Source organism: Janthinobacterium sp. GW458P (assembly GCF_002127585.1).
GTDB lineage: Bacteria > Pseudomonadota > Gammaproteobacteria > Burkholderiales > Burkholderiaceae_D > Janthinobacterium.
Genome location: NZ_NEGZ01000027.1, coordinates 87,104 through 109,411, shown reverse-complemented (window position 1 = coordinate 109,411; position 22,308 = coordinate 87,104). Strand labels below are relative to the sequence as shown.

Here is a 22,308-nt window from a genome sequence, read left to right as displayed (position 1 = left end):
CAGCGCGCGCGGCAGCAGGCGCACGGGGGCCGATGCCGACAGCGCGGCCAGCTTGCCCAGTCCCGCGGGATCGAGCCCCGCCGCCGCCATCACCTGGTCCGACAGGCCGGACAGCTCGCGCGTGCGGCGCGCATGGTCGTCGATGCTCTGCCGGCGCTCGCTCGCATAACTGTCCAGCAAGACGTCGCGCAAGGCGGCCGCATCGCCGGCGCGCAGCAGCAGCGCCAGGCGCCAGGCCAGGCTGGCCGCATCCTGGATGCCGTGGTTCATGCCGAAGCCGCCGATGGCGGAAAAACCGGCCGCCGCGTCGCCGATCAGCAGCGCGCGGCCACGCCGCAGCGTCGCCGCGCGGCGCAATTCCATGTTCCACGGCCGCACCGACATCAGCTCCACCGGCACTTCTGCGTCGCCGATGGCCGCACGCACCATGGCCAGCGCCTGCGCGTCGCCGATGTCGGCCGCCGTCAACAGCGGCGGCAGCACGGCGCAGCTGAGTACCCATTCGCTGTCGTCGGCCGTGTGCGCGGACAGCGCGCCGGCGACGCCGGCGTTGAGTATCCAGTACAGGGGGCTGGGCCGGGCCGACGTCAGGTGCGCCAGATTTGCCCGGAAATGTATCTGCACCACCGCTTGCAGCGGCGTCGCCGCCGAGGCGATGCCCAGCGCCTGGCGCGTGCCGCTGGCCGCGCCATCGGCGCCGATCACGTAGCGCGCCGCCCGCTGCGCCTTCTTGCCGCTCGCGCAGTGCGCCAGGGTCAGCGTGGCGGCTTGCGCGTCCTGCGACAGCGCGACCAGCGCATGCCCGGGCAAAAATTCGATCAGGGGCTGCGCCAGCACCTGCGCGCGCAGGATGGGGTCTGCCACGTTCTGCGACAGGTGCAAGGGACGGCACGGACTGCATGCCAGCAAGGCCGCCGTGTGGGCGGGATCGCCGAGCGGTACGCAGCGGCCCAGGTCCACGCCGGCCAGCGACGTACACCAGGTGATGTAGCGCAGCTTGAGCGGCGGCGCGCTCGCTTCCCTGAAGTCGTCCGCCAGCTCGGGCGCGATCGAACGCAGCACTTCCATCGAGCGTATCGACCAGACGTTGCCGCGCGGATGCGGGTCCGCTTGCGTGCCGCGTTCCACCAGCACGCTGCGGATGCCATATTGGGCCAGCAGCAGCGCCAGCACGGAGCCGGCCGTACCGGCGCCGACGATGGCGACAGGCGCCGTTTCGCCACCGCGCGCGCGGTGGCTATCTGTTTGAGTTGAAATCACGGCGATACCTTCAGTGAAGAACGGCCGCCCGGGCGGGCAAACCGAGATGGAACAGGCTGGCAAAGATGCCGATCAGGTCATCGGCTTGCGGCAGGTCGACGTGCGCATGGCGCCAGGCGATATGGCCGTCCGGGCGCACGAGGAACAGGCCATCGGGCTGCTGCTGGTTGAAGGCGGCCAGGCGGCCGGCCTCGTCCGGATGAACGAGCGCGTCGAGATCGGCCGCGTGCAGCGCCACGCCCAGCACCGCGGCGGCCTGGCGCGCCAGGTCATGCACGGCGCCGGCGTGGCGCCCCATGCCCGCCAATACGAAGCGTTCACCGCCGAGCAGGCTGTGCGACGACAGTTTTACGCCAACCGGCGCCGCCAGATGAAAGTGGGGAAAGCGCGCGCCGGGGTGGAACGACGGCAGGTGCTCCAGCACCGGGTCGCCGGCCTGCGGCGCGCGGCTGCCGTCACCGCGCACGGCCGCGCTGCGGTACAGGTAGCCCAGATCCAGACCTATGGTATTGAAATGGGCGAACTGGTTTTCCGCCGCCTGCTGCACGCGCTGTCTTTGCAATGCATGCGGGCCGCCGGCCGCCAGTTGCACCTTGTCCGTGCGCGCCTCGATGGGAGCCACCAGCAGCTTCTTGACGCCGCTGCGCACGGCGCGCGGCAGGATCCGCGCCGCCAGGCTGGCGCGCAGCCTGGCCAGACGCGGTAAATGGTCCATGTTCAAGCCCAGGGCGTCGCTCACTTCGCGCATCTTGTGGTGGTTCACCGTGCTGGCCTGGCCATTCGCCAGCGCCACCGGCCGCCTTTCCTCTTCATAGGTCTGCAGCAGCGCCTGCCCCGCCTTGCCCTGGATGACCAGCGCCAGCTTCCAGCCCAGGTTGTGCGCGTCGGCCGCGCCTGTGTTCAGGCCCAGGCCGCCCGTGGGCGGGAAACGGTGCGCCGCATCGCCGACGAGGAAAACCCGGCCGTGGGCGTAGCGTTGCGCCGTGTGCGACTGCATGGTCCAGCTGGAAGTGGAGGTAACGCGCAGCGGCATGGCGTCGTCGCCCAGCGCGGCCCGCAAGATGCGCTCGCAGCGCTCGACGGGATAGTCGCGCGGCGATTCGCAGGCGGGAAAATACGGTGTCATGAACACCGAGTAGCGGGCCGCGTCGTGCACGATGAAGGTGCCGGGACAGCGGGCCGACATGATCCAGAACAGGATCGATGGCCGGTCTTGCACCAGGTGGCGGATATCGCCCTCGAAATTGATAGTAATCAAATTGGCCAGGTCCGTCTGGCCCTCCATCGCGATGCCGCACTCGCGCCGCACGCGGCTGCCGGCGCCATCGGCCGCGATGATCCAGCTGCTGCGCACGCGGTATTCCTTGCCCGTGGCGCCATCCTTCAGGCGCGAGATGGCGTGATCTTCGTAGTGCTGCGCGCCCAGCCAGGTCTGGCCGAAGGCCGTGCGGCACGGCACGCGCCGCGACAGGTGCTGGAACAGCAGGCGCTCCAGCTGGTGCTGCGGGATATTGCGCGTGAATTTGCCGCTGGAGCGCGCCAGCTTTGCCGCATACGCGGAGCCGCCGATATCGATGCTGGCCAGGTCGCCGCCGGCCAGGGTGCGGCGCCACGTCACATGGCTGGCGCCATCCGCATGCGTGGCGATGCCGGCCAGCTCGGCGTCGCCGATGCCGATTTCCGCGAGGATTTCCAGCGTGCGGCTGTTGATGACATGGGCTTGCGGCGCCAGGTGCAGATCGTCGCGCTGCTCCACGATCAGGGATGCGATGCCCCGGTCCGCCAGCAAGGCGGCCATGAGCATGCCTATGGGGCCGGCGCCCACGATGAGCACCGGTACGTCTGTTTCATGCATATCTGTCTCCTGTCATGACGGTCGGTCCGCCACGTCAATTTATATAAGTATCAGCGCAGCTTATATAGTTATAAGGTTGAAGTCAACAGCAATTCCACGACATGCATCGGACGACGGCGGTCGGCGCGCGCGCCGTATAATGGCGCGCAAGCGGGCAGCGTTGCGGCTGCGCGACAGGATGAAATAAGAACCGGGCAGAACAGCCCGGTGGCGTGACCTTCAATGAAAAATATGACAGCAGACGACAAGCAATCCACACAAGCCGGCCCCGCCTGGAGAGCCACGCTGTTCAATGCCGACACGCCGCCGACGGCGGCGCCGGAAGCGAATGGCAAGCAAAGGCTGATACAGGCGGCCGAGATCGAGTTCTCGCAGAAGGGCTATGAAGGCGCGTCGGTGCTGTCGATCGCGCAGCGGGCCGGCGTCAAGCAGCCGCTATTGAATTACCACTTCGGCAGCAAGGAGGGCTTGTGGCGCGCCGTCGTGGCGGGCGCGTATGCGGAAGCGGAAGAGTTTTCCCGCACAGTAGACCAGACATTAGCGTCGGCCGACCCGCTGACGCACTTGAAAGCGCAATTGAAAACCTTTGCCGTGATCAATGTGCTGCACCCGGCCGCGCATACGCTGGTCTTCAAGGAAGTGGCCCAGGGCGGTCCCCGGCTGGACTGGATCATCGCCACCTACATGAAGCCCTTCCACGCGCGGCTCGACGCGCTGATCCTCGAATGCCAGGAACAGGGGCTGCTCAAGCGCTATCCTGTCGAGTATGGCAGCATCATGATGACCGGCATGCTGACCTCCGTGCAATCGTCGATGAACCTGCTCAAGGGCATCTACGGCATCGATACGATGACGGCGCAGCAGGCGGAATTGCACGCCGATCAGCTGATCGACGCCCTCTTCGACGGCATCGCGCTGCGTCCGGCCTAGTTTGGCCTAATTCTCGCCCTGGGCGGATGGGCCGGCATCGGCTTGCGATGGAGATCGCGCCAGGCACAGTTCCAGTCTGGCGATCAGGGCGCGCACTTCGTCGTGGCTCTGTTGCACAATTTTCCGCCAGCGACGCCTGAATCGCGGCTCGGGGAAACTGTCGGCAGGTGTACACCCAGCAAACCGACGTATCGAACGACCAACTGGACGGAGTACAACACGGCGTTGAAGTGCGTGGTTCGCTGCTCATCTGGCCGGACCAGAACATGTGCCCCCTCTCGTGGCAGAGCATGATCCAGTCGCGCGCGAGGCCGGTGATGAGGTTCTTAGGGACTCCCAGCCTTGCTTGGACCGTCCAGATCCAGTTCACGCACAGTGAGGCTCGGCTCACGCAGCCCCTATCAAGCGTAAAGTGCCTGACTGATTTCTTCGTCAATCGTATTGGCGAACAGGTCGACACTCAGCATATGAACGGACTAGAGTGGCTCGTCGTATTCAATTGATTCAGGCCTCCCCCGACACGCTGGCGTACCTTTCCGGTTCTAAAACGGGCCAAGTGGAAATGACCATGTTTCTTATATAGAAGAGACGTTTCAATTCAAGCGTCGAGGGCATTTAAGTGTACACGTGTGTGGTCATTCCGGCAGCAGATAGGACACAATGCGGCCCGAGTATGTTTCGACATCCGGGCAATACTCCTCCCCTATCATTAAAAAGGAAGATTACATGAGCCATTTAAACATACCGCACACCAGTAAAGCGCTCGCAGTGTTTTTCCATAGCCGGACGGTGCCAGTATTATTTGCGGTATTCGCAGCGATCCTAGCGGCGGTATCGGGTTTTGTGCTGTATCTGAGTACGACCCTGCCCCAAAAGACGCTGAGTGACACCTCTGCCATGTCGCTGCGTAACGGCACAAAATTAGGTACACACAGCAACATACATATTCTCTATGGTGCTGCGGCTTTTTTATTGCTGCTCGCACTGCTGGTGCTGGTGATGCGCGCGGTGATGCTTAAGCGGCAGAAGAGCCGTTTTGAACTGCATGAAGACGGTGTGATCCACGAATCTGATGGCATTCGCAGCTACGCTGCATTTGCAGATATACAGGACCTGTATCTATTCGCKGGGGGCACCACCGCCATGACCGGCATGATCAACAATTTTGCCTACCGCACAGGCGCCGACCAGCCATGGATATGGGCAACTGGAGAACTTAAGGGGTTTGATGATTTCATGGATGAGTTTCGTTCCCGTTACGTGTCGCACCGCATGCCCGTTTTAAAACAGAAGCTGGCAGACGGTGAACGCGTTAACTTTCATTATATTAGTGGTGGCGAAGTTTACAAGAAACGATTCTTCGGTGATTTCCTGAATTTCAAGACCCAGGAATTGGCGATATCGACCGAAAGCTTACATGTGGACGGAGCAAGGTGGCCTCTTGCCAGCCTGAAGTGCATGAATCTAAGTAACTGGACTGAGAAACTGACCATCACGGATGCGGCGGGCAGTACGGTATTTTCGTGCATCGGTACGGGCATCCTGAATTTCGATCTCTTCGTCAATATACTCGATGAAGAGATCGCTCAGCTTTCTTAGACTTAATCGGGGCGCGCGGCCCGGATACGCTTTCGACCTTGCGCGCCGCGTGCGGTGGTAGCCACGACGAGATCAAGAATAGATCAATAGTGAATCGCCACGAGCACACTAGACACTACTCCTAAAAAATAGTATTAGTTAATACATTATGACAAAAGAAACAATAGGAAGACTGGTAAAGATCCTTAAGAAGACACCCGAATGGGCATCAGGCCGTTCGTTCCCGACCGATCACTTTGACAACTATATGGCCGGCAAGGGAAGTGTTGCAGCCTCGGTCGACGGAATATTTGGACTGTTTTCACTGGGACTGCAGGAGTGCAAGCAAGGTCTGCTAGCGGCAGCGGCGAATCAATTGGAATCGGCGAATCGGCATATGGCTTTCGGTTTCAGCCGCATGATTTATGCCGAAGCGATTGATGTATTCAGCATGAAGAACTCGCAACGGACGACATACTGCGACCTCAATGGATCTGCACACCTGATGCTCGGCGCCATTGCGATGGGCCGCCCGGAACTCGTTAAACCTTTGCATCAAACCATATTCGACGCCATCGAAGGCGGATACGGCATGCGTGATGGCCATGATCGGCAGTATGACACAACGCTACGTTACGCAGCCTTCGCCCTATCGATCGTCGGCGACTGGTTGGGGCAGCCGCTCGATTTGAAAAGATATGCATTGCCATCTGACCCGGAATGGGAACCATTGGTCGCCAACTGGCGCAGCACCGATAACGATGTAGTGCTGTCCTCGCTGCGGCTTGCCTGTGATACACACGTGGCGCGCATTGCATTAAATGACCGTGAAAGCAATTCCGGAAAATTTGAATTTGACTCGGAATTTCTCGCAGTGTATCCCACAGAAATCCTTGCAGTACTGCGCTTGCGTGACCTACTTGGCTTGCCGAACCCTCAGATGATCAATCACGCCCTCATGAAAACGCCCTACGCGGCCATTACTTGTGCGCCAGCAGAAGTGAAGGAGCATGATGAATTGCTTGCGAAATTCCTGACGATGGTACGCGAGCGCGACCCACAGGCGCTTCCTCCTGGGCTTTAATATATGTACTCCCGTGGTAGTACACTCTCAGGTTATTTAGGCAACAAGGCCGTGCACTTTAGGCATACGCTGATTTCCACCAACAATATTTAATGTTGGAATGAGGAATTCTAGAAAAATCGATACGATACCCATGAAAAAAAACCATTACACCCGTCTCACCCCCTTAGTACGTTCCTTACCTTTTTTCTTGTTGGCCAGTTGCGAGATACTGAGGCAAGCAGTGGCCGCGACAATTGCGCCCATCGCGGCTTTGCCTCCGATGACCATTCCTTTGTGCATCAACGAACAGTGCGGTGTGCTGGACCAAAACGGCGCCATTCTAGTTAGCCCCGACAATGACTATGACAACATCGCTTCCGCACCTTCCCACAACACCTTCCTCTTTGCCAAAGACGGCTTCTGGAACCTGGCTAGTGCCAATGGCAAGCGGATCATCAAGGAACGCTTTTCCGATGGCGAACTATTGTTTTTGACGCCTGGCTACTACGGCATTGGCCATGACGGAAAATTCAGTGTCATGAATGCGCAAGGCGATGAAATCCAGCCTGCCAAGTTCGATACCCTGTATCTCGGTGGGAACAAAGAATTCATCGTATATGAAATCGACGGCAAGCTCGGCTTTTTGAGTACAACCGGGATATTGATCACCGAACTGCTGTTCGACTCCGCTAGTATCTGGACGAACTTGGCCCAAACAGGCGGCTGGTTGACTGCTCTGCGCGGTAACGAAAAATGGATCGTCAATATCAACACCCACGAACAGAAGAAGGTCACGTTTGACAAGATTTCTTCGTTTGCAGACGGACACATGGTGGTCGCTATGAATGATGGCGGGCAAGGCCTGGCAGATGCCAATGGCAATTTGCTGACCGAGCTCAAATACCAGCGACTGGGTCTGCCGGGCAACGGCTTGGTGGCTTTTCACGAGGAATCCCTCAGTCCGTGTGGTTACCTGGACTATCAAGGCAGGGTCGCGATTCCGGCTACTTTTTCGTCCTGCGAAGTATTTGGCCAGCAAGGTGCGCTGGTCATGACCAAGACTAGCGATGGCACATATGGAAACTACGGAAAAGCGGGGTTGATCAACCGCTCCGGTGAATGGCTGATCCAGCCGACCTATGATTGGGCAGGCCCGGCGGGTCATAGCGTCATGGGTATGCTCAGAAACGTGCCCGGCTACAATAGCATCGCCATGCGGCAAGGTGATTATAGATACGGCATCTTTAACGTCAACAAGGGCGTTGTGGTGTTTCAGCCTGACTACTTACAAATAGGTGTCCTTAACGATAACCTCTTTGTCTTTACCAAACCCGATATGCCGCTCAAAAAAACAACCATGTTTGGTCAGGCAACGCAAACCCCGCCAGTCGGGGTCATGGACGCCGCAGGCAAGGTACTGATCGAGCCGGGGCAGTACATCGACATCCGGCTCGATGCCACCGGCCATTACCTGATCGCCATGGAAAATACGACGGCCCAGTCAGCCTTGGCTCTGTATAACCTAAGCGGAAAACAACTGGTCCCGGCCAAGTGGCAAGAACTTGTGATCAATGAAGCGCGTGGAGTAGTTTTCGCTTATGAACGTATGGATTCTGACCAGCCTGGAACCCTGAAGGCAGTCTACCGCCTTGACGGAACGCCAAGCTTCCAGCTTAGCCGCATCGCCTGCGGCGCCGAGCAGGTACTTAACAGCAAAGGTCAGACGCTCTGGCCAGCCAATCCTAAAGCATTCTGTCCACAATCCACCAAGGACGTAGGCAAAAAGGGACGAAAGCCACAAAAGGCAGTGAGATAGCCCCCTGATTCCCCGGAGACAGCCTATGCGTTATTCTTATGGATAGGAATAGGACTGTGCATATGACTAGGAACAAGCAAACAATCGAGGTGGTGACGGTGAACCACGAGCACCGCAGGCGCTGGTCTGCCGAGGAAAAGCGGCGCTGGTGCGCGAGACTTACGAGCCGGGGATAAATGTGTCGCTGGTCGCTCGCAAACACGGCGTGGGCGCGAGCCAGTTGCTTAACTGGCGAATGCGCGAGCGCGAAGGTGCGTTGACGGCGGTGACTGCTGGCGAGTCTGTCGGGCCGGCGAGCGAACTAGCCGCTGCACGCGCCCAAATCGCTCAGCTGCAGCGCATGCCTGGCAAGAAGACGATGGAGGCGGAAATTCTCAAGGAGGCTGTCGAGTTCACTCGCGAAAAAAGTGGATTGCGCGCTCGCCCTTGTCGGGCAAGGACGACCAGTGAAGCCGGTTTGTTCTGCCCTTGGTGCAGCGGGCTCGCATGTTTCGCAAATGATGATTCGGTCCGCCGATTGGGTCGATGGTCGCACCGTACAAACGTTTCATCAACCTGCTGACGCGATCCTGGTCGACGCGGTGCACGCCGAGATCACCGCAAGCCTACGCGGTAGGAGCGGCATGCGCAGATGGCGAAGGATCTGACGCCAATGGCTGCGCAGCGGCGTCGCCGATATCGGGTGCAGCCGCTTCTTCCTCGCCAAACTTAGCCCCGAGGAATGCGCGCAGGAGCTTGACGGCGCTGCGCGTGATCTCCGGTTCGCCTTCGCGCAGCCAGGCCGCCACCTCGCCCGGGTGCGACTTGTAGGCCGTCACCAGTTCATTCACCGAAGTCACGTCGCGTACCCTGCCCTCGTTGAACGCCAGGGCGATGGGTTCGGGCAGGTCCAGCAGGGCCGCATGCTGCGTCACGAAGGCGGCGGACTTGCTGATGTTGCTGGCGATCTGCCCCCGCTTCAGCCCCTTCGACAGTTCACGGCCAATATAGTTGGCAATCTCGCGCGCCGTCAGCTCGTTGCGCTGCAGGTTTTCCACCACCTGGTCGGTCTCGCTGTAGTCGTCGTCGATAAAGCCGGGGATGGTCGCCAATTGCGCCAGCCGCGATGCGCGGTAGCGGCGCGCGCTGTGATTGATGATGTAGTGGCCGGGCCGTTCGGGATGATGGCGCAAGGAGATCGGCGTCTTGTTCCCGCGCAGGCGGATCGAGGCAGCGAGTTCGGCCAGGCTATGCGCCGTAAAGCCCGGCTTCGTGGCCGAGCGCGGCTGCAGCGGGTCTTCATCGAGATGCTCAAGCGGCAGCGCCAGCGGCCTGCCCTCCGGCGCGCGGCCGCTGGCGGCGCCCGGCGGCGCGGATGCCTTCTTCATTGGGGCTGGTCCGGCTTGCCGTACGCCACGAACCAGGTCAGGTAGCAGAAAAAGGCGTAGTGCAGCAGCAAGGTCCATCCGGCATGCGCGCCAGGCGTATCCCACAGCACCAGCGCGTGCAGCAGCTGGAACAGCACGTCGCACACCATGATGAAGCGCAGCACTGGCCAGCACATCACGGTCAGAACCCATGTTATCTGGCGTACGCTAGGGCCATTTGCCGATGGCTGTGACGCAGATCGTCGTCCAGGCGCAGGCGAGCATGCCTTGTCCTTGCTCTTGGTAACGGCTGGAAACTGAATAATGTCGGCCATGCTGACCTCCTCATCTGTCGCGCGCAACTCATCGCCGCGCTGAAACACAGCATATATAGTTGCGCGACACAGCTGCTCCCATCTTGATCTGGATTAAACCGGTGCACTTGCATACACCTATTTTTAGCAGCTAAAACTGCGCAGACCATCAGATGCCCTTGTGGCAGCGACTTGCAAACACCTTTGATCTAGTCGATATACCCGCCCGATTCCAGTTGCATTGGCCGTATGCGCCATCGATACTGACTGCGTATTTTCGGAATAATGATTGTGAATACAATGTCGACACACCGCCACTGGCGACACGACCTCAACGATCCGATCTGAATCATTGCCGCCATGCTGACACCGAACCTGTATCACTCGCTGAGGAGCAAAAGGAGCCTCCCATGACCCAAGTCACATTTCCTTCCAACCCAGAGCCACCCGCAATTCCAACGCTCAATGAAGAGCGTTTCATCCGCTTGGCTGAAGTGCTGGCCACCTGCGGGAAATCGCGCAGCAGCGTTTATGAAGGCATCAAGGATGGCACCTTCCCTGCCCCGGTTAAGCTCAAAGGCCGCTCATCGGCCTGGCTCAAGAGTGAAATCTTGTACTGGATGCAGGCGTGCGTTGCCGCACGGCATCTTGTCACTGTTGCAAAACAGGCTCCTCCGATGCAAACGGTGGGTGCGACTGGTTCAAACAGGCGCGCCAAGCGCCAGCCTGCGTAAGGATGTCCCTGCGCCCCCCCCCCTTAGACAGCAGGCGGCAGGGAAATGGTGCAAAAGTCAGACCATGCCTGCATCAGCACGATACGCTTGTCGAACAGGTCGCCGCGCCTATAGGCCGCTTCCACGCTGTCCGGCAAGGGGTGCGCCAGCGCATGTTCACATACCTCGCGCGAAAAGGTATTGGCTGCCGCCTCGGCGCACCAGTCGCGGAACGAAGAACGGAAACCATGTACGGTGATGCCGTCAAACTGCATGGGGCGCAAGACTGCCGTCAAACTCATGTCCGACAACTGAGCGCCACGCTTGCGACCTGAAAAGATGACGTCCCCTTGACGCGGCACTGCGCACAGCAGCGCAGGCGGCTCACCAGACAGCGGCACGTGATGCTCCTTGCCGGCCTTCATGCTCTGCGCTGGAATCGTCCACAGCGCCGCCTCCAGATCGGACTCATGTTACCGCGCGCGCCTAAGCTCTCCTGAACACGCCGCCGTCAGAATCGTAACGCCAGCGCAGCGATCCTCTCAATGTCCAGCGTCGTCCGCAAAGGTCCAAGTCTGTTTCCCGTACTTTTCCCGTACCAAACAAAAAAGGCCTACACCGGATCAGTGTAAGCCTTTGATATCAAACGAATTCTTGGTGGGAAGTGCAAGTTTCGAACTTGCGACCCCTGCAGTGTGAATGCAGTGCGCCGATTCGTCGCCTTCATAGGGGAAACATGCGCTGAGCGCGTGAATAATATCATTTTGGTGGAATGTTTGTCGAATTGAATTTGCGCCCCCTCCTCGCCTGCCTACAGGGCGACGCCTTGCTGCCTCAACGGCAAAGAGCGGGTGACAATTCTTGATACCACGTTGCCAAGGACTAACACTGCAGGCATCTGGACCTCGGTTGCCTTTTGAGCTATCGCCATGGATACTGGTTGCGGCTTAAATAAACCTTGGGCGCCTAAGATCGCCAGACCGACCTCTCACGCACACCAGACACATCAAAAAATATGCCAAAGAATGGATACGCCCCTCTCCTTTCCAACATCTTGGAAGGAATGTATTACAACCCTCACATTGAAAATCCGGACAAGGCGAAGACCAAGCAGCGCTGGCAAGAGCTCATGGGGCAGATGATAAACACGCCTCCTATGAAACCGGAGGACTCAAAGACCTTTCACGTCAGGTGGACGGAGAGCGCTCACAAAATACGCGAGCTAGTGGCCAATGACCATTTGCTTCTGGATATGCTGAGAATTTGGTTGCCAGCTTACATTGGACAGGACCGAGTCCTGTATAGAGGCGAAAGCATCGAGCGTTGGGAAGATGGCTCTGTCGGGAGTGGCTGGACACCAAAACTTGAAACGGCTCAAATGTTTGCCGGGGGTTTAAACAAAGTCGGAAAAGGTGGTGTCGTTCTCAGCACGACGGCCCCGCGCGCATCAATCATCGCGGGGCCATCCTCGCACAGCATCTATCTCCAAGAGTTCGAACACACGGTCGATCGACGCAATCTCAACCTCGTGTCAGAGGTCGAGTTTTTCCGAACGGGCTGAGCTCGGAACTATTCTGACAATTCAGAAATAAGCTGCTCACGCAGTGGATGTGGATTTTCCTTCTGCTGGCCTTGAAGCAAGAGCCATGCTGAAACGCCATCCTCGGCCTCCACCTCTAGGTCCGCACCAGCATCGAACAGTAAATAAAACGTTCTGTCGATGTCTTCGTTCCAAGCCGCATGGCCGCATAGAGTGATCATTGGCGTGTCGCCCGTGGCAGATTGAATGTTTACGTCTGCACCGTTCTCAATGAGGTGATGCACAGCCCTTGGATGCGCTCCCCTACCCCATTTCAAATTGCACATTGCATGGAGCGCGGAAATACCGCCTTCCGGTGTTTGTCCGTTCACATCGAAGCCGCCCCACATCAGCGCGCGCATGCAGGCAATCTCACCGCGCAGGCCCTCGAAGTCCATCTTATTCAGCGCGGCCCATGCGATCAATGGAAAATGCTTCGGGACGCCCAGCTCCATGCATGCGAAGGCGGCGATCATGTAGTTGTCCATCATGTCAGCCTGGATTTGGCTCATAAGGATCTTAGGATCGCTCATGCAACTGAGGTAGGCACGACGGAAATCGCTGCCAATATCGTGCGAGCTCATCGCCGCCCGCGCTTGCTCGCACACGGCCGCGAAACCGTCTTTAGACTGGTCGCCTTGCAAGTCCTCGGTGATTAAAGCTAACTTGAATGATTTATCGTCAAAGATGCCGACCATCTTGCCCCACCTGTGAGTTATAGCTACCGCGGCACCTGCTGTCGCCACGCTGGCTGATCTTCTACTAAGCCGTCTCCAGTCCCGCCAAGAATACGCGGCATTTCCAAAAACGGCTCCTCTGTTCTGCTGCATGGCTCCACTGTTTCGTCGATCATCCAGCTTACCTCTTCCGATGCCCGAGGCATGAAATAATGAAGATCCACTTCGATCAGTTTGGAGTGCGGGCGGAAGCTGGCAACCGTTTCCAAATTCCGCTTTCGACGCAGATCGGCAGTTAGATTATCCCGTTCCACATCCATCCCGATGTGGGCGATCGCGATGGGAGCATGCGCGACCTGCCTATCGATATCCGCAAGCTTAGACCTGACATGGCGAGCGCGGGCATTGACTGAGCGTGCAGATGAACATCGCCAAAAAAGCACAGTCCCATAATGTATCTCATCGATGAAGCGAGGATCGCCATGGTAGGGTTTCCCCCCGCAAACCAAATGGAAATGCTCTTCGTGCCTTTCCCCCCCGGCGAGCAATCTCGCCAGCTTGCTCCCAATGATCAAATATGTTTCATCCGTATCGCGTCGCACGGCGTCCAAGTCAGAGACGCGAATGGCCCCGTGGCCATGCTCGTCCTTCCAAGAAAAGTCTCCCGATGACAAAAATTGAGATGATGTGAAAGTTTCTAATCGGCTAATCATGTAATCGAGTGGAATACTGCTCAACTCGGATGAAAAAGTTATATCGATCGAAAAGCTCAATTTCTGAGAGTGGATGAAATTGTCCACGCGCTCGAGGATCTCAAGGGCTCGTTTTTTTTCTGTCTTTTCATACACACTAGGCTGCAACCGTTTGCACTCAACGTGTATGCCCTCTAGACCGAGTTCGTAAGCATCCTTGACGAGTAAGTCCGCCATTCGATCGGTTTGCTCTGGAATGAATTCCACCAAAAGTCCCGGCTCCCTAGCGTATCGCAGGGCCACAGCTAGTTCGAAGATCCCACCATCGGGATGCTGCTCAGCAGGTCGAAGCATGCGTCTAGCTCTCTCGGCAGCGCCCGGAATGTCGCGAGCCAATTCAATGTTGGCTCCAATGATCTTCATGAACGGAAGTATTTCAGATGCCAAGAACACGTCACGAGTTCGGCGGTCAGCAAGTTCAGCCACCACTTGGGACAAAATTATCGCCATTCGATCGGCGAATCCCTCAAATGGATCTCGCGACGCCCAGCGCCCGTCGGAAAAATCTGTTGAATGGCGATAGTGGACTCTCGCTGCGTGTATTCGGTTATGTAACTGAACTGGATCGTCGCAAACTTCAAATAGCCACTGCAGCACTGCTTTAAAAACAATCGAATCGTCTTCTTCATTAGCCATTGCCTACCCGTTTCACATGATTACTCATTACACAATTCTACGCGCCCAGCGCGAGCCGTCGCCAACACCAACAAAAATAGCACTGACTGTGATTGAAAATGTGCCATCGGGCCTGCCAAGCCCTCATATTCCACCGCAGCAACGCCGCGACATCATCCACGGTTTTCGCCGTCGGCAAGTCGCGTTCCGCCAGCACTTGTGGAAGACCACCCGATGGCCCGTAGTCCGAATGCGCTGGGCTAGGGAACTATGCATTGACCATTGCACACTTGTTATCTATGATGACTCGCCATGGCTATCCATCTCAAAACCCTTGGTCTCAAGCTCGCGAAGTATCGCGAACAGCTTGGCGAGACGGTTGCGGCCACTGGCAGCGCGACCGGGATCGAACCCAAACGGCTTGGCCAAATTGAAGCCGGCCAGTTGGAGCCGACCGGGGACGAGGTGCTCATCCTCGCCGATCATTTCAAGTGCGACTACAAATTCTTCATCTCGAACGACAATGTCGCGCCCTTCGAGCAGACCGAAACGCTGTATCGATCGGCCAGCAACGAGTTCACGCCGGAGGACAAGCAAGCTATCCAGGAATTTCTATACCTCTGCGACACGGAAGCCTTTTTGATTGCCGCGCTGGGGCGATCGCAGTCGGTGTTCGAACTTCCCTCCGGTGCCGGCGGCGCTGCACAGACACCCGAGGTGGCGGCCGCTCAGGCGCGCGCCGCTTGCGGCCAGGTCAACAATCTTGAGCTCCCCGACATCTACAAGGCCGCTCGTGCGCTTGGCGTCAGGGTGTTCCGCCGCAAGTTGGGCAACTCGAACATCTCGGGCCTTTTCATCATGCACCCGGTAGCGGGCAAGTGCATCTTGGTGAACAGCAGCGAGGACATCTATCGGCAAAGGTTCAGCGCCGCCCACGAACTTGCGCACGCCCTTTTCGACGCCGACCAGGCCGCAAGCGTCTCCCTCAAATCTGTCCACGGCGATCAACGCGAGATCCGCGCGAACAAGTTCGCGTCCTACTTCCTGCTGCCAAAGACGCTGCTGGAAAAACTGCCGAACCCGCAGCAATGGTCGGAAGCGGAGTCGAAGGAATGGGCCAACAAGCTCAAGGTAAGCTGCTCTGCCCTCGCTTACGCGCTCAAATCGGCTCGGCGCATCACCAACGCGCAATGCGACGCCATGGTGGGTTATCGCGTCTCGCGCGAACGGAAGGTGGATCCCGAATTGCCGCCAAACCTGACGGCGGCTCAACTGGATCGAAAAATGACATTACTTAATCTTGGGCTTTCGGATTTCTACGTGGAAGTCTGCTTCGACGCATACCAGGCCCATCGCATTAGTCTTGGGCGCCTCTGCGAAGCGTTGCTGTGCAGCCCGTCTGAAATGGCGGAGCTCTCCTCTCTCTATGGGCGGTCGATCAATGTCCACTGACCCGTCCCACTTCCATCCCGTCAACGTGACCGACACTTGTTCGGTTTGGAACGTGCTATCGTCGAATGCTCTTTATGAAGCTGCAAGAAACGCGGGTTGCCTGTTCTGCGTGACGGCTTTCGTGCGCTATGAGCTCCTCGACAAACCCAGAAAAACGAGCCATGAGGCCGACCACGAGCTGAAGCGCCGTTTGCGTCGGGAGCAGACCGCCGGCCGTTTTGAAACCCACCCCTGCACGATTGACGATCTACAGGCCATCGGGCTTCTTGAAGATCGGCGCGCGCTTGGAATAGGCGAACTGTCATCCATCGCGTTCGCTTTGAAAATTCGCCAGGGGTTTCTGTCCGACGACAAGAAGGCATTGAATTTGGCCGTCGACCGTGGAATCGTCGCATCTCATACAGTGCCCGATCTTTTGGAGTGGCTGGTTTTCACCGGCGGCATGCCCGATGCGGAGGCGATCGCCGCAATCGAGGAGCACAAATCATTGTCCCGCTCACTGGCGACGCAGCTGAATAACGCGCGCGAGCGGGCCTTGGCTTATTTGTTGAACCTTGCTCGCGCTTCACAGATTGTTGATTAAGAACATTAATTAGAAGGTCGCGAGCCGAAGCTGTATTGAGGAACGGGGAAATCCCCCTTACAGGCTCTACTTGCGATTTCGCAATCCATGCAGACATATCCGCAATTGATTGGAAATCAAGTATGAAGGTGCAAGCAAATACATTTGGCACAGAAGACCCAAGGGTCTATGGCAACGACGCGGACCTCACTCTGTTTTACGACGAGACGAACAACATTCGAAAACTGCGTCTAAAAGCATCTGGTCTCAACGACGACAAGAACGACAATTTCGTGCTCGGCGGCATCGTGTTGAAACCTGGCCAAGTCATGGCGGATATCAAAAACCTACGAAAAATTCTCTACATTCAGGACAACGCCGATGAGATCAAATTCGACCTTGTCGCATGGGGTAGTTTTGAACGCATCCTCGATTCTAGAAAACTGACAAAGGTGTTTTCATGGCTTATCGAGCAAGACATCGGCATCCACTATGTGAACCTCAACCTGTTGAACTGGTCGATCTTGGACATCGTTGATTCCATCCTCTCAAACGAGAAATTCAGGCAGTTCATGGTTGTCCATCGCGAATTGCAAAACGAACTCTACCAAGTCGCGATGACCGACTTGCCGGCCTTCCTGTCCATCATGAGAAGCTATGCCTACCCGAACATACAACGAAGCTCCACATCGGCGTTCTTGGTCGATTTGAGGCGGTTCATCCAGACACATTGGCCACCCCACGCCAGCCAGTGGATCACGACGTTGGACGAAATCCTGTTGAAAGCGCAATCCTTGCCGGAACTCGCGTTCCTTGTTGACGAGAAGGAAGGAGTGCTAATCGACAGCTTCGACGTATTTTTCCTCAATCGCATATGCATGTTCAAGAACTCCCGCCACGTGTTCGATGAAGAGGAGGAGGTGCAGGCAGGGATTGGCCATTACCAAATCATGGACGGCGAGCGCGTAATAGACTTTTCGTTCGTCAACTCGAAGGCCGTCGACGAAATACAATTGTCGGACGTGATCGTCGGTTTTTTGGGCAAATACTTCTCCTACATCGAGAAAACACCCATTCAGGTGTTGCTTCGTAAGCGCAAAGATCTGACTTCCACCCAGTCTCAAAACCTAAAGCTCTTTGGCAAACTCATCGACATATCCGACGCGCTCAGCAATGCTTTGTTACATCGAATCACAACCGTGGAAAGTGACTGGAAAAGCGACCTATTTTTGCATGGATCCCCCTCGCGATAAGGCGGTCGGCGCGACGGACAAGATCGGCGTCTGCGAATCATTCGCCAAGTTCAATTCGACGCTCTGTTTCGCCGCGAGCGGCGCTAATCGCGGGGAACGCGCCGGACAGCAGCGTATCGATCGCGCAATAGACGCGGCCGTTCTTGAAAATATTACCCGTCCTCACCTCGGACGGAGGCCACATCGCCGGTCCCAGTTTGTAGACGAAATTATCCTTCACGGTCTTTGGCCAATGTCGATTCGCCTTCGACAGGTCCCCGACGACTTCGAAGCTCCCGTCATGGTGGACGGCTTGCAGCTTTCCACCGTATCGAAAGCCGACGTAGTTTGGCGGTTGACTCGACCAGACCGCTGTGATCTGGCAATGCGATCGAAGTTCCGTTGACACGAACCAAGAACTGAGGGGCATGCAGAAACCGGGCTGAAAGAATGTCGCGCACCCGGTCTGGATCCGGCAAATGGCGATCGACGCGCACCGTCAGGCGGGTGCCGTGGCCCGCGCGGGCGAAGGCTATCTCGCTGTCAATCTTGAACGGCGTTTCCTGGCTATGGGTGCTGACGACAAACTTGGCCCCTTGCCTCCGTGCCAAGTCTCGACCTCGTAAAGGTTCGAGAAGCACAACATTCCGTGGACCCCGACTCCATTGCGACCAAAGGCGCGCCTGCGCCATTCGGCGCGCTCCAGCGGAAACTCGACGTTTTGGCTTTGATGCTTGATCCGGTCGTAGGAGAGCTTCATCCAACTCCCCTGGAATTGCGTCGAACTCATGCCATGGCATCGTCGACGATCACTAGGTTGAACAGGCGCGTCGGTGGGATGGTTATGTCAACCGAGGACGCGCCGGCGTCCCAGGCATTGGCCACCAATTCGGTCAAGGCGCCCTCAGGATCCTAGGCAATACGGCCCAGATTTCTTACAAGGTAATCGTCCTCGAACAGCGAGCCGAAGATTTGCTCGACTTTCTTGTCGCGTGGTGGCATGGAATGGCCTCGGATGATTAGCGATTCAAATTATAGCGGCTTGCAGCGCACGCGTGGCCACCACGGATGAACATGGCTGACTCCGGATTGGCCGTTGACGGGATGCTCCGGATGCAAACGAAGGCAAACAACTCGCTGCACCACATCACGGTCCTAGGCCGGCGGATCCACAATCCATTCTTCGTAATCGGCCATTACCAATTCGGCGCGCTTCATCATCGGAGCCATGAACGCCTTCCGATCTGGATGAGTGTAGATTTCGGGCGCAGCATTTGCAGCGTCGAGCAGCTCCTTGAATTTGACGAAACGCTCCTCCCAAGGCATGTCTTCCCCCTCGGCGGCCATCGCTAGGATCATCTTTCGGTGGATGTCTTGATTGCGACTTTGCCCTACTTTGTCCATGGCCTTGAAGAGCGCTAGGAGAAAAGCTTTGAGCTTTTCGATGAGGGCGAGCTTTTGCTGCTCTGTAAACTGGAGGGACGTTAGAAGTTCGAGCGACTCCGCGATCTGTCGAGGCGTCCGGGGCTCCGAGGGCTTCCCTCCCTCTTTCTTCTTTCTAGGCTCCTTCGGTTCGGGCAATTCTTCGAGGCCCCAGCCCTCCGCCTCCTCGACCATATCGACTTCGAACACGGCGGCTATTCGGTCGTCCGCATCCCGGGTTCTGGCCGCCAGATGCGCGACGACCTGGGCAGCGAATGCTGCGCGTTGTTCGTCGCCGTGGCGCGCCAACTCTGGACGCGCGAAGTCCAGGATGCCCCTGAGCCTTGACCGCGACGACAGCCAAGACGCGCCCATCTGCCGTAAAAAAATTGCGCGTGGCCTGTCGCGATCCACCAACCGCTCGAGAAAGTCGGACAACGCAGTGGCCGACGCTCCATCTTTTCCGCCATCGGGCGCGGCTTTCCAAGCCTTCCAATGGACCAGCAAGTCCGCATCTTTGAAGAACGCGCAATAGGCCGCATCCATTTTCTTCATCAAGTCCAAAGCGTCGAAAGCCGAAACGGTCAGCCCCCCGTATTTCGCAAAAACTTTCGGAAGATTTTTTGAGACGACACCATCGTGGGAGAAATCGACGATGAGGCAATCATTCTTCCACTTGCGGGATCGATTGATCCGACAGGCCGTTTGAAACAAGAGAACGTCATCCATTCCGCGATCGATGAAGACCGTATGCAAGGTCGGCTCGTCGAAACCGGTCAAAAGTTTGTCCACCACGACGATAATGGAATTGCGGATTTTAAGCCCCGACTCGCTTTCGATGCCCTTGCGTCGGAACGCATCGATGATCTGCTCTTGATTGCGCCCACCGTTCCGGGACGCGCAACTGGGCTCGCCTTGCTTGTCCGTGAAGAGGACGAGGACCTCGATCTTTGCCAAGGTCATGGCATGCCCCGCAAAGCGCGGATCGTGAGCCAAGGCGCGGATTTCTACTTGCAGCGCGGATTGATACGCGATAGCGGCTTTGATGGAATGGGCGGCAAAGAGAGCCTTTCCTTCGCCGAGCGCGCGCCCGCCCACGGGACGAATCGCCATCATGGTCTTCGCAGCAAAAACCAGCGCGGCCTGTCTGGCCACCATGCGCTGGCGCGCCTCGCTGCCGTAAATCTCGTCGACCGATGGTGGCCGAAGCATATCGTCGGGGCCAAGGCCGGCAATCGAAGCGGTTACCTTGTAGTCGATATGGTCCCCAAAACGAACGATGTTCTGAATGGGATTGAGAATCACCTTCTCCCGGATGGCTTGCGCCATAGTGTAAGCGAAGTAAGGAGCCCATCGGATGTCGTCGCCAGGCGACGCTGGCGAGCGCCACTCGCCGATCCGGGCAAGTATTTCGTCTTTAGGCGTAGCGGTAAGCCCGATGATCAAATTGCGCTTCGCCCCCACCGGCCGAATGGTCCCCCACTCGTCAAAGACCTCAATGGCCGCATCGTGCAGCACCCCGTTTTGCGAACGGTGAACTTCGTCGATCACAAAGGCGACACGCTTGGACAGCATTAGCGCAGCCAGCTTTGGGTCGTCCGCCGCAAAGCGCTTGAGCGATGGGAATTTCTGGATGTTCACGACGACAACGCGCGCGCCATCCTCGAGAGCTTCCCTCAACTGGGAGAAAGTCTCCGCCTCAGACACGATGCCGCGGGTCGATTTAAGCCGCGCGGCTTCTTCCGCAACGTTCTTGCGCAGTTCGGTGCGATCGGTAAGCAAGATGCACGCGTCGAAAAGCGGGGCCGCAGCCTTGCTGCGCGCATCGGGCATGTCGGCGAGGGCTTGGGCGAGCCAAACCATCACATTTGTCTTGCCCAAGCCGGCCGCGCCCTGCAGGAGAATCGAATGCGAATCAGCCCCATTTCGATGCAGCATTGTGTCGGACACGACCTTGTCGACCTTGGCCGGATCGAGCTCGGGCAAATCGACGGCGAGACGGTCGCGGATCACCGTCTCGCTGAGCTTCGGCACCTGCTCATGGGCATAGAGCTCCTCGACCCGCCTCAACGATTGAAACAACATGGCCCGCTGGGCAGCGCGCGGTCGGAGTATTTCTACCCCGGTGGTCGTTCGCTTTGGGCGCACCTGGTTAAAGTAGAAGACCTCCCGGTCGATCCCGTCGATTGGGTGGAAGAGCGCGGCCAAGTGATCGGCCAACGAAACGCTTGGCGACTTGTCCCGAATGTCCGCTGCCGGCGAAAACGCGTCGACCAAGCGCGAAGGAATGCCCGAGTCAAGCTCGACGCGGTTGTCGCGTTCAATGGCGTCATCCACGTCGGCCAGCACCCAGTCCATATCTTGGATGGTCAACAGGCTGCCCATGTCGACGCTGCTGATATGGACTGCCTTCTCGTAAAGGCAAATGTCCTGCCGGATGCGATTCTTTTCGCCGACCGGCATCGAGCGGCTTCGAAAACCTGGCCATTTTCCTCCCGCATGCTCCCATCGCGCCCTCGCCTCACGCAACGCGGCAACCGAGGCTTCTACGCAGTTGTGAGCGATCTTCTTGCGACCGTGCGTCGCGGCGGTCTGTCCCGTCTGCGCAGTCTTCAACTCGGAATAGGCGAAATAGACGCCATTGACGAAAAAGACGCAATCAGGTCGACGTCGAACGCGACCCTTGGTGAACGGGAAGAGTCGTTCAAACGTGGCTTCTGGAATGGCCCGGAGCGCATTGCGCGCGAAGGCATCCGAAGCTTCGGAGCTCGCTCCCGCGCGCGGTGCCTCGTTCCAAAGCGAGAAAGGCTGTTCGCAAAAAATGATCGACTCTCGCAAGACGAACGCGGCGTTCGCAGCGCTTTCGAGCTTCGGCAACAGCGCCTCGTCGATGAACGCATCTAGGCACTCCTCGTCCGTGTCAAAGCGCTTGGCGACCTCTCTGAACGCCAAGGCATTGAGCTCGTTACCCGCCCTAAGAAATGCCAACAGGTCCGAGCCGACAATCCACCGCCGTCCATCGATGTCAGAGGCCTTCCCTAAGATCCAATCCAACTGTCCAGCCGAGCTTCCGGTGAGAAACGGGAGGAACACGCCGTTCTGAAAGTCGCTTTCTTTGAATCCGTGAGAAGCCATAACT

18 protein-coding genes, 1 tRNA gene and 2 pseudogenes are annotated in these 22,308 nt (G+C 57.7%); 10 read left to right on the top strand and 11 right to left on the bottom strand.

Features of this window, described 5'->3' with window-relative positions:
- The coding region (locus tag CBW50_RS16370; RefSeq protein ID WP_172404791.1) for an FAD-dependent monooxygenase at positions 1–1,260 on the bottom strand (1,260 nt) is incomplete at its 3' end.
- A 10-nt stretch (positions 1,261–1,270) separates the two neighbouring features.
- A complete protein-coding gene (locus tag CBW50_RS16365) occupies positions 1,271–3,115 on the bottom strand; it encodes an FAD-dependent monooxygenase (protein ID WP_086146542.1) in 1,845 nt (614 codons plus the stop codon).
- Positions 3,116–3,346: 231 nt separating this feature from the next.
- On the opposite strand from CBW50_RS16365, the gene CBW50_RS16360 reads away from it, so the two are divergent.
- The 5 genes and pseudogenes from CBW50_RS16360 to CBW50_RS16335 form a co-directional block, all read left to right on the top strand.
- Positions 3,347–4,045: a TetR/AcrR family transcriptional regulator gene (locus CBW50_RS16360; protein ID WP_172404790.1), complete on the top strand. Its 699-nt coding sequence runs from the start codon at positions 3,347–3,349 to the stop codon at positions 4,043–4,045.
- 726 nt (positions 4,046–4,771) lie between these two features.
- The gene (locus CBW50_RS16350) at positions 4,772–5,644 is read left to right on the top strand and encodes a hypothetical protein (RefSeq protein WP_086146539.1); all 873 of its coding nucleotides are present in this window, start codon (positions 4,772–4,774) and stop codon (positions 5,642–5,644) included.
- 148 nt (positions 5,645–5,792) lie between these two features.
- Entirely contained in the window at positions 5,793–6,707 is a 915-nt protein-coding gene (locus CBW50_RS29765; protein WP_216356365.1) for a hypothetical protein, read from the top strand.
- Between the two features lie 133 nt (positions 6,708–6,840).
- Positions 6,841–8,505 (top strand): WG repeat-containing protein, encoded by a 1,665-nt coding sequence (locus CBW50_RS16340; protein ID WP_086146538.1) that lies wholly within the window; start codon positions 6,841–6,843, stop codon positions 8,503–8,505.
- A gap of 62 nt (positions 8,506–8,567) precedes the next feature.
- A pseudogene (locus CBW50_RS16335) lies at positions 8,568–9,038 on the top strand (transposase); the annotation flags it as partial.
- Between the two features lie 183 nt (positions 9,039–9,221).
- Here the strand turns inward: CBW50_RS16335 and CBW50_RS16330 are convergent.
- A pseudogene (locus CBW50_RS16330) lies at positions 9,222–9,950 on the bottom strand (ParB/RepB/Spo0J family partition protein); the annotation flags it as partial.
- Complete coding sequence (gene kleE, locus CBW50_RS29405) at positions 9,869–10,186, bottom strand: KleE stable inheritance protein (protein ID WP_172404789.1); 318 nt, start codon at positions 10,184–10,186, stop codon at positions 9,869–9,871. The gene kleE and the pseudogene CBW50_RS16330, both read right to left, overlap by 82 nt.
- Positions 10,187–10,575: 389 nt before the next feature.
- On the opposite strand from kleE, the gene CBW50_RS16320 reads away from it, so the two are divergent.
- The gene (locus CBW50_RS16320) at positions 10,576–10,899 is read left to right on the top strand and encodes an AlpA family transcriptional regulator (RefSeq protein WP_086146534.1); all 324 of its coding nucleotides are present in this window, start codon (positions 10,576–10,578) and stop codon (positions 10,897–10,899) included.
- 23 nt (positions 10,900–10,922) lie between these two features.
- Here the strand turns inward: CBW50_RS16320 and CBW50_RS28955 are convergent, their stop codons facing one another.
- Together CBW50_RS28955 and CBW50_RS29400 are read right to left on the bottom strand one after the other, a co-directional pair.
- Entirely contained in the window at positions 10,923–11,180 is a 258-nt protein-coding gene (locus CBW50_RS28955; RefSeq protein WP_172404788.1) for a hypothetical protein, read from the bottom strand.
- A 353-nt stretch (positions 11,181–11,533) separates the two neighbouring features.
- Positions 11,534–11,678: transfer RNA gene (locus CBW50_RS29400), tRNA-Val, on the bottom strand.
- A 215-nt stretch (positions 11,679–11,893) separates the two neighbouring features.
- Between CBW50_RS29400 and CBW50_RS16305 the strand changes: the two genes are divergently transcribed.
- Entirely contained in the window at positions 11,894–12,439 is a 546-nt protein-coding gene (locus CBW50_RS16305) for a hypothetical protein (RefSeq protein ID WP_086146532.1), read from the top strand.
- An 8-nt stretch (positions 12,440–12,447) separates the two neighbouring features.
- Here CBW50_RS16305 and CBW50_RS16300 read toward each other — a convergent pair whose 3' ends face one another.
- Positions 12,448–13,155, bottom strand: a complete 708-nt coding sequence (locus tag CBW50_RS16300; RefSeq protein ID WP_139842545.1) for a hypothetical protein — start codon at positions 13,153–13,155, stop codon at positions 12,448–12,450.
- Positions 13,156–13,178: 23 nt separating this feature from the next.
- Positions 13,179–14,522 (bottom strand): hypothetical protein, encoded by a 1,344-nt coding sequence (locus tag CBW50_RS16295; protein WP_139842544.1) that lies wholly within the window; start codon positions 14,520–14,522, stop codon positions 13,179–13,181.
- 291 nt (positions 14,523–14,813) lie between these two features.
- Here CBW50_RS16295 and CBW50_RS16285 point away from each other — a divergent pair, with 291 nt between their 5' ends.
- The 3 genes from CBW50_RS16285 to CBW50_RS16275 all read left to right on the top strand — a co-directional run bounded on the left by CBW50_RS16285 (position 14,814) and on the right by CBW50_RS16275 (position 17,768).
- Entirely contained in the window at positions 14,814–15,953 is a 1,140-nt protein-coding gene (locus CBW50_RS16285) for an ImmA/IrrE family metallo-endopeptidase (protein WP_216356363.1), read from the top strand.
- Positions 15,943–16,536 carry a hypothetical protein gene (locus tag CBW50_RS16280; protein WP_193068893.1) on the top strand — a complete coding sequence of 198 codons (594 nt, stop codon included), beginning with the start codon at positions 15,943–15,945 and terminating at the stop codon, positions 16,534–16,536. Before CBW50_RS16285 ends, CBW50_RS16280 begins: the two co-directional genes overlap by 11 nt.
- 122 nt (positions 16,537–16,658) lie before the next feature.
- A complete protein-coding gene (locus CBW50_RS16275; RefSeq protein ID WP_086146528.1) occupies positions 16,659–17,768 on the top strand; it encodes a DUF3800 domain-containing protein in 1,110 nt (369 codons plus the stop codon).
- Between the two features lie 37 nt (positions 17,769–17,805).
- On the opposite strand, the gene CBW50_RS29395 is transcribed toward CBW50_RS16275, so the two are convergent.
- From CBW50_RS29395 to CBW50_RS16260, 3 genes are all read right to left on the bottom strand, one after another.
- A complete protein-coding gene (locus tag CBW50_RS29395) occupies positions 17,806–17,988 on the bottom strand; it encodes a hypothetical protein (RefSeq protein WP_172404787.1) in 183 nt (60 codons plus the stop codon).
- Between the two features lie 545 nt (positions 17,989–18,533).
- Positions 18,534–18,632 (bottom strand): hypothetical protein, encoded by a 99-nt coding sequence (locus CBW50_RS16265; RefSeq protein ID WP_253251951.1) that lies wholly within the window; start codon positions 18,630–18,632, stop codon positions 18,534–18,536.
- A 270-nt stretch (positions 18,633–18,902) separates the two neighbouring features.
- Entirely contained in the window at positions 18,903–22,304 is a 3,402-nt protein-coding gene (locus tag CBW50_RS16260) for a DEAD/DEAH box helicase family protein (protein WP_086146525.1), read from the bottom strand.
- Positions 22,305–22,308: the final 4 nt, after the last annotated feature.